This window comes from Alphaproteobacteria bacterium (genome assembly GCA_040905865.1).
Lineage (GTDB): Bacteria > Pseudomonadota > Alphaproteobacteria > UBA8366.
Window position 1 is genome coordinate 1 of sequence record JBBDQU010000012.1, and the last position, 11,141, is coordinate 11,141.

Annotated in this window: 12 protein-coding genes; 2 read left to right on the top strand and 10 right to left on the bottom strand. The window is 65.1% G+C overall.

Annotated features, from left to right (window positions below; translation table 11 throughout):
* Positions 1-85: 85 nt before the first annotated feature.
* From WD767_03185 to WD767_03215, 7 genes are all read right to left on the bottom strand, one after another.
* The gene (locus WD767_03185) at positions 86-517 is read right to left on the bottom strand and encodes a nuclear transport factor 2 family protein (GenBank protein MEX2615079.1); all 432 of its coding nucleotides are present in this window, start codon (positions 515-517) and stop codon (positions 86-88) included.
* Between the two features lie 14 nt (positions 518-531).
* A complete protein-coding gene (locus WD767_03190; protein ID MEX2615080.1) occupies positions 532-1,014 on the bottom strand; it encodes a VOC family protein in 483 nt (160 codons plus the stop codon).
* Between the two features lie 529 nt (positions 1,015-1,543).
* Positions 1,544-1,789 carry a DUF2312 domain-containing protein gene (locus WD767_03195; GenBank protein ID MEX2615081.1) on the bottom strand — a complete coding sequence of 82 codons (246 nt, stop codon included), beginning with the start codon at positions 1,787-1,789 and terminating at the stop codon, positions 1,544-1,546.
* 244 nt (positions 1,790-2,033) lie between these two features.
* Positions 2,034-2,528 (bottom strand): hypothetical protein, encoded by a 495-nt coding sequence (locus WD767_03200; GenBank protein ID MEX2615082.1) that lies wholly within the window; start codon positions 2,526-2,528, stop codon positions 2,034-2,036.
* Positions 2,529-2,548: 20 nt separating this feature from the next.
* Positions 2,549-2,836, bottom strand: coding sequence for a DUF1244 domain-containing protein (locus WD767_03205; GenBank protein MEX2615083.1), 288 nt, complete (start codon positions 2,834-2,836; stop codon positions 2,549-2,551).
* A 51-nt stretch (positions 2,837-2,887) separates the two neighbouring features.
* Positions 2,888-4,081, bottom strand: a complete 1,194-nt coding sequence (locus WD767_03210) for a carboxylate-amine ligase (protein ID MEX2615084.1) — start codon at positions 4,079-4,081, stop codon at positions 2,888-2,890.
* Positions 4,078-4,902, bottom strand: a complete 825-nt coding sequence (locus tag WD767_03215; protein ID MEX2615085.1) for an N-formylglutamate amidohydrolase — start codon at positions 4,900-4,902, stop codon at positions 4,078-4,080. The genes WD767_03210 and WD767_03215 overlap by 4 nt, the downstream gene beginning before the upstream one ends.
* Positions 4,903-5,061: 159 nt before the next feature.
* Between WD767_03215 and pyk the strand changes: the two genes are divergently transcribed.
* Together pyk and WD767_03225 are read left to right on the top strand one after the other, a co-directional pair.
* Positions 5,062-6,486 carry a pyruvate kinase gene (gene pyk / locus WD767_03220; protein ID MEX2615086.1) on the top strand — a complete coding sequence of 475 codons (1,425 nt, stop codon included), beginning with the start codon at positions 5,062-5,064 and terminating at the stop codon, positions 6,484-6,486.
* Positions 6,487-6,579: 93 nt separating this feature from the next.
* Positions 6,580-8,175 (top strand): rhodanese-like domain-containing protein, encoded by a 1,596-nt coding sequence (locus WD767_03225; GenBank protein ID MEX2615087.1) that lies wholly within the window; start codon positions 6,580-6,582, stop codon positions 8,173-8,175.
* A 7-nt stretch (positions 8,176-8,182) separates the two neighbouring features.
* Here the strand turns inward: WD767_03225 and eno are convergent, their stop codons facing one another.
* The 3 genes from eno to WD767_03240 are packed head-to-tail and all read right to left on the bottom strand — an operon-like array spanning position 8,183 to position 11,035.
* Positions 8,183-9,469, bottom strand: a complete 1,287-nt coding sequence (gene eno, locus WD767_03230; GenBank protein ID MEX2615088.1) for a phosphopyruvate hydratase — start codon at positions 9,467-9,469, stop codon at positions 8,183-8,185.
* Positions 9,466-10,470 (bottom strand): aminoglycoside phosphotransferase family protein, encoded by a 1,005-nt coding sequence (locus WD767_03235; protein ID MEX2615089.1) that lies wholly within the window; start codon positions 10,468-10,470, stop codon positions 9,466-9,468. Before WD767_03235 ends, eno begins: the two co-directional genes overlap by 4 nt.
* 10 nt (positions 10,471-10,480) lie before the next feature.
* Positions 10,481-11,035, bottom strand: coding sequence for a tetratricopeptide repeat protein (locus WD767_03240; protein ID MEX2615090.1), 555 nt, complete (start codon positions 11,033-11,035; stop codon positions 10,481-10,483).
* Positions 11,036-11,141: the final 106 nt, after the last annotated feature.

The window sequence follows — 11,141 nt, forward strand, 5'->3', positions numbered from 1 at the left end:
GAGAATTGAATCACGACCGCGCGACGCTGGGAAGGGTTTTTCCGCAGCCTGCTAAATAACCTTGTCCAGGGAATACCGGGCTCTTTCAGGCCGGCTCGGGCGCGAGATCGACTGCCGCGCGATACGATCCGTCCATGTAGAACGGCACCGAGGCATGATCGTGCACGATACGCCAACCGTTTCCGGTCTTGCGGAGACACATCGTCGTACGGAACCAGAGATCGACCGCTTCGCCGTCCGTCTTCACGCCGCGCATCCGGTTGAGCGCCGACACACAGGCAAGATCCCCGGAGACGGAAAGGTCCGCATCCCGCGCATCGACGTGAACCGGCCCGCGCCAGGTGTCGAGCCATGCGGCGATGTCATCCCGATCCATGCCGCGCGTAGCAAGCGGCGGCGCCAGACTGTAGATCGTCGCATCGGGCGCATAGCAGGCGGCGATGGCGTCGGGATCCTTCACATTATGCGCCTCGCCGAGACGCCGGCACAGGGCCATGATTTCGTCCCTGTCAGTCATGATCGACTCCCTTCTTACCGTGCATTGACGGCGGCATCGAGTGTGGCGATGTCGATCTTCGTCATCGTCATCATGGCTTCGAAAGCGCGCTTCGCCTCGCCACGGTCAGAACCTGTCGTCAGTTCGAGCAGCCGCCGCGGCGTGATCTGCCACGGGTAACCCCAACGGTCCCGGCACCAGCCACAGGCGTTCTCGGCGCCGCCATTGCCGACGATGGCCTCCCACAGGCGGTCGGTCTCTTCCTGGCTTTCGGTTATGACCATGAAGCTTACCGCTTCGTTCGGTTTGAAATTCGGACCACCGTTCAGGCCGACAAACCGCCGCCCCAGCACGGTAAATTCGACGGTCAGTTCACTGCCTTCATGCCCGCCAGGGAAATCGGCGGGCGCCGCGTTCGCTCTTTCGACGCGGCTGTCCGGAAAAGTCGTGGCGTAGAACTCCGCCGCCTTGCCGGCTTCACCGTGGTCGAACCACATGCAGGTAACGAGCTCGGTCATGTCTGAATTCTCCTTCCGTTCGGGTGTCACACCGTCCTGATCCGCGCCATTCCTAAAACATACCAACCGGTCGGTATGTCGTCAACAGGCGAAATTTGCCATCGACAGCAGCCTTTACCCGACTGCGGATATCTCCGGATCCTGGACGCCCATTCGTTTAAAAACGGCTGTCGGGAAGGATGACGGCGCCGAGGCGGCAGAAATTCCGGGGACAGCGCCTTTACCACGGCGAACGGGCGACCGCGCGGCCCTGTAATCGCCTTGCTTCCGTCCCTGCGCCGCCGCGCGGTGGAGCCTCGATGAGGGATGGGTATGATGAAGAAGCGGGTTACGTCCATGTACCGGGCGGTCGCCTGTCTTGTCGCGCCGGTCACGGGAGTCGCCGCGCAGGCGTATCTGTCGAATCAGGCGAGCGCGGTACGGCGCGCCATCAACAGCCCGGCATACAGGGCCGTGCCGCACACCTGGGCCGCACACCTGGCAGGCCCGAACGCCGGCCCCGGAAATACCTGTCCGCCTGTAAACGCCCCTACAGCATGCCGAGCGCGGCCTTGTAGGTATCCAGCAACGCTTCCAGTTCCTGGCGGTCGCCGGTTTCCATCTTCCGCAGCCGGATGATCTGGCGCATGATCTTGACATCGAAGCCGTTGCCCTTGGCCTCGGCGAAAACCTCGCGGATGTCCTCGGCCAGCGCCGCCTTCTCCTCTTCCAGCCGCTCGATCCGCTCGATGAGCGAGCGCAGCTGATCGCCCGTAACGCCGCCAACATCCGCCATTTCTATCTGTCTCCCTATAGCACATCAGGTACGAACCGGTCCGACCGGGCGCCTGCTTTAATATGCATCCCGATGTGCGGGCAAGGTTTTTCTGCCCGTCAGGCAGCGCCCTCTTCGGATTCCCCATAGATCGGATCATGGTTTGCTGGAATCGCCTGTGGCGATCCAGAAATCATGTGAATCTGATCTAACTTGTTGAAGATATAGCACCTTCACAGAATTATAGGGAACCTGTGAAGGTTCCCTATAATTCTGATGTGCTATAGACGGCGGGGTCGGCATGCGACGGGCCTTCATACAGGCCGATCGCGTAATCGACCGCCGCCACCGGATCGACGAATCGGCTGGTGCCGGACTCCCTGTCGCTGACCAGCAGCACGCCGTTGCGCACCCTCACGCTCAGCGCATCCGAATCGTCCTCGCCGATCTCGATTTCGTCGCCATCCGACATGCCGCGCATCGCCATGCGCCATTGCCACGCAATTCCGGCATTATCCAGTTCCCCGCCGACGAAGTCGATCAGGTCCCGGTCGCTGGCGACGGGCAGGCCGAGCAGCCGGCGCCGCCTTGCGACCCAGACCCGGACGCCCAGCCGGTAGGCGAGCGGCAGGTAGAACGGCGCCAGAAGCGCCAGCAGGGCAAACAGTTCGAGCGCCGACCACAGCGGCTGGACCGCCCAGAGCAGCAACAACGCGGCGGTAACCGCCGCCAGCGCGATCCAGTAGATCCGGAACGCCATGTCGCCGCGCCCGTCGGGCCCTAATGCGCTTCCTTCATTTTCTGCAGCTGTTCCGGCGTCGCCTCGCTCTGGTATTTCGACTTCCATTCGCTGTACGGCATGCCGTAGACGATTTCGCGGGCGTCCTCGTATTCCAGGTCCAGCCCCTTTTCCCTGGCCGCCGCCGTGTACCATTTGGACAGGCAGTTGCGGCAGAAGCCCGACAGGTTCATCAGGTCGATGTTCTGCACATCCGTCCGTTCGCGCAAATGCGCCACCAGCGTGCGGAACGCGGCCGCTTCGAGTTCCGTTTGCGTCTGTCTGTCTATCTTGTCTATTTCGGACATGTCATTCCTCCTATCCCGAAAACGTACCTGCCATCAATCTGGCGTCTGGCCGCGGCGATTACCAGCCCCCGCGGGCGATACCCCCTGCAGGGTTTCCACCGCCAGCCAGTCGACCACGGCGCGCAGCGCCTCCGTCTCGGTGGCGCCGGCGGCTTTCGCGTCCCGGTAGCGGGCGATCTGGCCATGGGCGCTGGTGCCGCGCGCCACGATATTGCGGGTGTGCTCCACTTCCGCGACGCAGTCCAGCCGCTCCGCGTCCTCCCGGATCAGATCGAGTATTTCATCCAGCAGCGCCGCGTAATCGACGATCCGTCCCTGGCCGAAATCGACCAGCCCCCGGTCGATTCCGTAACGCTGGGCGCGCCAGCGGTTTTCCCGCACCAGCATGTTGGAATAGACGCGCCAGCGCTGGTTGCGGCGCCGCAGCCGCATCAGCATCGACAGCAGGCAGGCATACAGCGCCGCCACGGTGATGCCGTCATCCATCCGCGTGCAGATATCGGCAATCCGCATTTCCAGTGTCGGGAATTTCGAATGCGCCCGGACGTCCCACCAGATCTTGCTGGCATCCTCGATCAGTCCGGCTTCGATCAGCGCGTCCACGTGGCGGGTATATTCCGCATGGCTGTCAAAGCGTTCCGGAAGCCCGGTGCGCGGCAGTTCGTCGAAGACGCTGAGGCGGTAGCACATCAGCCCGGTCATCCGCCCCTGCCAGAACGGCGACGAGGTGGTCAGCGCCAGCAGATGCGGCAGGAAATAACTGACCTGGTTCAGCATGTCGTTGCGGATGTTCGGGTCATCGATGCCGACATGAACATGCATGCCGCAGATCAGCAGGCGCTGCGCCACCTGCTGCATGTCCTCGGCCAGCATGTTGTAGCGGTCGCCGTCGGTGTGCTGCTGGAGGCTCCATTTGGCGAAGGGATGCGTCGACACGGCAATCGGCCGCAAACCGTATTCCGCCGCCGCCGTGGCGACGCAGCCGCGCAGATACGCGACCCTTGCGCGCGCCTCCCCGATGGAATGGCAGACAGGCGTCGCGACCTCGATCTGGGCGCGCAGGAATTCCGGCGTCACAGCGCCGTCTTCCGCGCGGATCATCGTCTCGCAGGCGTCCAGAATGGCGCGCGGCGGATCGATCGCCAGGTCCCGGGTTTCCGGGTCGATCAGCAGGTATTCCTCCTCGATGCCGATTGTCAGCGGCGCGCCGGACTCCGCCACGGTCATGCCTCCTGATTGCCGAACACGCGGTACAGGTCCGCATCGGCGAGCACCGGCGCCAGCGCGTCGGCAACGATCCCGGCCCATTTTTCGGCGCCGTGGCGGGTATCGATCAGGTCCTGGCGGATTTCCAGCAGGATATTGGGGCGCCCCTGCGGCATGGCATGGGTTTCGATGGTATTGCCGAACAGGTCGTATCCGGAATAGGGCAGGTTGTCACCGACCGTTACCTCCGGAACGGCCGCCAGCCGACTCATCAGCGGTCTCGCGATCCGCGCATCCGCATTGTACAGGACGCCGATATGCCAGGGCCGCTCGAATCCCTTCATTACCGGGGTGAAGCTGTGCACGGAAATGACCGCCGGCACGGGGGTCGCGCAGGCATCCAGCGCCGCCGCGACCGCCGCATGGTACGGCCGGAAGATTTCCGCCGCGCGCGCTTCGGTTTCATCGTCGGTCAGGCGGCGGTTGCCCGGGATGACGACACCGTCGCTGATTTCCCGAATCGAGGTCAGGTCGTCCAGCGGCCGGTTGAGGTCGATGACGAGGCGCGAGTAACGGGCCAGCACCGCCGGCAGCGCCATCCGCGCCGCAAGGCGTCGCGCGACATCCGCCGCGCCGATATCCCAGGCGATGTGCCGCGCCCGTATCGACGGGTCGAGCCCCAGCCCGTTCAGCGCCCTGGGCACCGCATCGCCGCCATGATCGCAAACGATGACGGCGCGGGCGCGGGCGGTTGCATTCAGCACCGTTACGGGCGCCGGGTCGTCCGCCCGCAGCAGGGTGCGGCTTTCGGTACCGGTATCAATGGCGGCAAAGGTGGACATGGCGCGAATATAGCGGATTCACTTCGTCTGAACAGCGCAACGCTGTCGCATCAAACAGGTAGCCGGCGCCAGACGGCAAAAATCCGTTCATATTTACGTCAATGCAACATTTTCTATGCTAGTGATGGTCTTGCAAACAAAATGCCCTGAAGGTCGCCCATGAGACGAGAACACCGTACGAAAATCGTTGCGACGCTGGGACCCGCCAGTTCCTCGGAAAATACCATCGCGAAACTTTTCGAGGTTGGCGTCGATGTCTTCCGGCTGAATTTCAGCCACGGCGCCCAGGACGATCACCGGAAGAATTACGAGATCATCCGCAGGCTGGAACGCAAGACGAAGCGCCCGATTGCCGTGCTGATGGACCTGCAGGGTCCGAAGCTGCGCATCGGCACCTTCGCCGACGGCCCCGTCACCCTGGAGGAAGGCGCCGCCTTCCGCCTGGATCAGGGCAAGGCGGAAGGCGACCGGCGCCGCGTCCGGTTGCCGCACAAGGAAATCTACCAGGCGATCGAACCCGGCACCGACCTGTTGCTCGATGACGGCAAGCTGCAGCTGCGCGTCGTGAAATGCGGCAAGGATTTCGCCGATTGCGAAGTCGTGACAGGCGGCACCCTGTCCAACCGCAAGGGCGTGAACGTGCCGGGCGTGGTCCTGCCGCTGTCGCCGCTGACCCCCAAGGACAAGGACGACATGCGGTTCGGGCTGGACCTCGGAATCGACTGGTGCGGGCTGTCCTTCGTCCAGCGGCCCGAAGACATCGCCGAGGCCCGCAAACTGATCGCGGGGCGCGCCGCCATCATCGCCAAGCTGGAAAAGCCGGCCGCCATCGACCGGCTGGAGGAGATCATCGAACTGAGCGACGGGATCATGGTCGCGCGCGGTGATCTGGGCGTGGAAATGCCGCCGGAAGACGTACCGGTGCTGCAGAAGCGGATCATCCGCGCCTGTCGCCAGCACGGCAAACCGGTCGTCGTGGCGACCCAGATGCTGGAATCGATGATCGATTCGCCAACCCCGACCCGGGCCGAAGCCTCCGACGTCGCCACGGCGGTTTATGACGGCGCCGATGCGGTCATGCTGTCGGCGGAAACCGCGGCCGGCAAATATCCGGTGCAGGCGGCCGGCATGATGAACCGCATCATCGAGCGGGTGCAGGTCGCGCCGAGCTACCGCCGCGCCATTGACACCGACCGGCGGGAACCGGAAGCCACCGCCGCCGATGCGATCAGCGCCGCCGCGCGCCAGGTCGCCCATACGCTTTCCGCCGCCGCCATCGTCACATTTACCACCTCCGGCTCGACCACGCTGCGGGCGGCACGGGAACGGCCGGAAGTGCCGGTGATCTGCCTGACGCCGGTGATCGAAACGGCGCGGCGGCTGGCCATCGTCTGGGGCGTTCATCCGGTCCATACCAGCGACGCGCGGAATTTTCAGGACATGGTCGTCAAGGCCAGCCATTTCGCGGTCGCGGACGGGTTCGCCAGGGCGAACGACCGGATCATCATCACCGCCGGCGTTCCTTTCGGCACGCCCGGCGCCACCAATGTGCTGCGCATCACGCGGGTTGCCGCCGACGCCTGAAAACGCCGCCGGCAATGCATGAATAGCGACGATTTTGTGAATCGGATGGTTCTTGGTAAACAGTGCATATCCGCACGAAACAGGAACCCGCACATGCCCCGGAAAATCGACGCGCCCTCGCTCAAAGCCATGATCAATGACGGCCAGGAACTGGCCCTGCTGGACGTGCGCGAGCACGGCGAATACGGCGAAGGCCATATGCTGTTCGCCGTCTCCATCCCCTACAGCGTACTGGAATCGGAAATCGACGCCCGCGTCCCCCGCCGGTCGGTCCGCATGGTGCTGGTCGACGGCGGCGATGGCGTGGCCGAACGGGCGGCCGCCCGGCTGTCATCCGTCGGCTATACGGATATCGCGATCCTCGATGGCGGCGTCGCCGCCTGGGAAAACGCCGGTTACGTCATCTTCAAGGGCGAGAACGTGCTGAGCAAGGCCTTCGGCGAGGTCGTCGAACATGCCTGCCACACCCCGGCGATTTCCGCCGACGAACTGCAGGCGATGTTCGACGCCGGGGAGGATATCGTCGTGCTGGACAGCCGGACGCCGGCCGAATACAAGCGCATGAGCATTCCCAACGGGATCAATGTCCCCGGCGCGGAGCTCGCCTACCGGGTGCACGACCTCGCCCCGTCGCCGGACACGCTCGTCGTCGTCAACTGCGCCGGACGGACCCGCAGCATCATCGGCGCGCAGTCCCTGATCAACGCGGGGATCCCGAACCGGGTCGTGGCGCTGCGCGGCGGCACCCAGGGCTGGGTCCTTTCCGGGCGCGAACTGGCGCATGGCGCCAGCGATACATTCGGCCCGACAACGCCCGAAGGCGAAGCCAGGGCAAGGGCGGTCAGGGATTCCGTCCGCCAGCGCTACGGCGTGAAAAGCATCAACAAGTCGACGCTGGAAAAATGGCGCGGCGAAACCGATACGCGCACCCTGCATATCGTCGATGTCCGCGACGAATCCGAATATGCCGCCGGCCATCTGCCCGGTTCCATTTCGGTGCCCGGCGGACAGCTGGTACAGGCGGCCGACCGCTGGATCGGGACGCGCGGCGCCCGGGTGGTGCTGGTCGACGACACGGAAATCCGCGCGACGATGACCGCGCACTGGATGCTGCAGATGCGCTGGGATGTCTATGTCCTGGAAGGCGGAATCGGCAGCGACGCGACCGAGACCGAAGCGCCGAAACGGCAGTTGCTGGGTCGCAAGGATTACGCGATCAAGGAGATCGACCCCAAATCCCTCGCCGCCGCGCTGGATTCCGGCGAAGCGGTCGCCGTCGATATGGATGTCTCCACCCTGTACCGGGAAGGGCATATTCCCGGCGCCGTCTGGGCGATCCGCCCGCGTGTCGCGCAGACGCTCGCCAAACTCCCCAGTGGCAGGAAGATCGTGCTGTATTCGGAGCACGAAACCCGCGCCCGGCTGGCCGTGCCCGATGTGCTGGCGATTGCCGAAGCGCCCGTCGCCCTGCTGACCGGCGGGCGGGAGGCCTGGAAAAAGGCCGGGCTGCCGCTGGAATCGAGCCCGGATACGCCGCCGGATTCAGAATGCCTCGATTTCCTGTTCTTCGTGCACGACCGCCATCACGGCAATCAGGATTCGATGCGCGCCTACCTGGCCTGGGAAGAACAGCTGCCGGCCCAGATCGCGGAGGACGGCGACGCGCGCTATCAGATTCCGGGCGCCTGACCGGGGGCTATTTACGCCACGGGAAGACGGCGCGCGGCGGCAGTGACGCGCCGTCGCCGATGGCGTCGGCGATGCGCAGCCCCTCGTTCCATTTCGCCATGCGTTCGGAGCGCGCGAAGGAGCCGACCTTGAGCTGCGGCGCGCCCCAGCCGACGGCCAGATGCACGATTGTCGTATCCTCGGTTTCGCCCGAGCGGGCCGAGACCACCGCCCCCCAGCCGGCGCCCCTTGCCGCATCGAAGGCCGCCTTCGCCTCGGTCAGCGTGCCCGCCTGGTTCGGTTTCACCAGCACCGAATTGCAGGCGCCCCGCGCGACCCCCCGGCGCACCCGGTCCGCATTCGTCACCAGGTAGTCGTCGCCGATGATCTGGATGCGGTCGCCGACGGCGGCGGTGAACGCGACCAGCCCCGCCTCGTCATCCTCGCCGAGCGGGTCTTCAACCGACACGATGGGGTAGCGGTCGACCCAGCCGACCAGCATCTCGGACAGAGCGTCGCTGTCCAGCGAGCGGTTTTCCAGCCCGAGCCGGTACTGCCCGCCCTTGCCGAATTCGGAAGCCGCGATATCCAGCGAGATCGACACCTCGTCGCCCGGCGTCAGCCCCGCCGCCTCGATGGACCGGACCAGCATGTCGAGCGCATCCTCATTGGTGTCGAAGGCGGGCCAGAATCCGCCCTCGTCGGCCACGCCCTGCAGCTTGCCCTGGTCCGCCATCAGCCGCCCCGCCGCCAGATAGACCCGCGCGGTCCAGTCCAGGGTCTGTTCGTAATCCGCCGCGCCCGTGGCGATGACCATGAAATCCTGCACATCGACCCGCCGGCCCGCATGCGCGCCGCCGCCGAAGATCTGGATTTCCGGCAGCGGCAGGGTATGCGCCCGCATTCCCCCCAGCCGCCGCCACAGCGGCGCGCCGTCCGACGCCGCCGCCGCATGCGCCACCGCCATGGAGGTCGCGACCGTGGCATTGCCGCCGAGGCGCGACTTGTCCGGCGTGCCGTCCAGCGCGATCAGAACCGCATCGACCGCATCCTGATCGTCGGCGTCGGCGCCTTCCAGCGCCGCGTCGATTTCGCCGTTGACCGCCGCCAGCGCGCGCCGCACGTCATGGCCGCCGAAGCTGTCGCCGCCGTCGCGCAGGTCGACGGCCTCGCCGCTGCCCGTGGACGCGCCCGCCGGCGCGATCGCCCGCCCCGTCGCGCCGTCCGCCAGGGTGACGGTGACCTCCACGGTAGGCCGGCCCCGCGAATCCCAGACCCTGCGCCCCGCCACATCCATTATCGCCATGTCGTTCATTTCCGTAATACCTCCCGCCAGCAGGCGCGTATTTCGCCGAGGCTTTCCACCGGCCCGTACAGCATGGCCCGCGCCGCGTTCCGCACCGTGTTTCTGTCTTTCTCGTCGGTCAGGTATTCGACCGGCGACTTGCCGTCGATCCGCGCCAGCAAAAGCCCCGGAAGCAGCCGCGCCGTGCGCGCGTCCAGTTCCGAGGGATCCTCCCAATCGACCCGCGCCAGGTAGCGCGCCGCCAGCACGCCGAACGAGTCGAGCAGCAATACGGACGAGGACGGCACCCACAGGCATTTGAGCAGCAGGTGATTGAGGCAGAACGCCAGATCGAAGGCCGGATCGCCATACCAGGCGCATTCCGCGTCAAGGAAGACCGGCCCTTCGGGACCGATCAGGATATTCTTGGGGCTGACATCGCCGTGCACCATCACATGCCGGGTTTCCGCCGTGACCTGGACAAGCCGCGCGAAGGTATCCGCGAGATCCGGATGCGCCTTGCCCGTCGCCACCAGATAGGGTTCGAGCCTTATGTCATGGAAAATCCGGTCATTGGCGAATTTTTCGGCACATTCCGGGTCGGCGGCGCTGGCGGCGTGGATCCGGCCCAGCGTATCCCCCACCGCCGCCGCATCGGAGATCACGACACGCCCGTCGCGCAATTCGTTCTTCCACAAGCGGTAGCGTTCGGGGTCGAAGTATTCCATGGCGAACAGGCCGGCGTCCGGATCGTGCCCCAGGATTTTCGGCGCGCAGGACGGAACGACCCGGCGCGCCGCTTCGATCCAGGCGACCTCGGAGGCGTTGCGTTCCACCGGGGCCCGCCATTCCGCCGCGACCCTCAGTTGCGCCAGCGCGCGTTTCACGCAGATCGGCCCGCGCGCCAGATCCACCCGCCAGATATCGGATGATACGCCGCCGGTCAGCGGCACGAATGCCGGCGATTCGTTATCCGCGACGAGATCCATCCGCCGCAAGGCAGCCAGCAGTTCCGGGTGATCCTGTTCCACGGAGGCGCCCTCAGATATTCCGGTCCCGGAGTTCCTGGGCGAGTTTTTTGGATTTTTCGAGAATGTTTTCCATATGCGGGTTGATCTTCAGCCCCTGCTCGAAGGCCCGCAACGCCGCCGCCTGGTCGCCAAGCCGGTCGTAGATCATCCCCATGCCGACAATCGCGCCGAAATGACGCGGCTCCAGCGCCAGCGTCTGCTGCACATCCGCCACCGAGGCCTCGAAATTCTGCATCAGGTAATGCAGCGTCGCGCGCTTGTTCCAGGCTTCGGCCATGTCGGGCGCCAGGGCGATCAGCGCGTTGAAGCTTTCCATCGCGAGCGGGAAATCCCGTTCCGCCATCGCGACGGTCCCCTGCCGCATCAGGATATTCAGGTCTTCCGCGCCGGCTTCCATCCAGATCGACCAGATCTGCCGCTCGATGCCGTCGGCCTCGCGCGCATTGGTCGTTTTCTGGAGCTGCTCGAACAGCGAATCGAGGCGCGGATCCGCCTGCGTGGCGTCGGCGGGCGTGCCGCCCAGCATCACCAGAAGAACCGTCAGGACTGCAAACAGGCTGCGCATGGCGCGATTATGCGTCCTTGCAAATGAATCGACAAGTGGTCCGCATTGTGGTCCCAGGGTACAATCATGAATCGTTAACGTGCGAGGATTTCGGCGCGGAATGCCG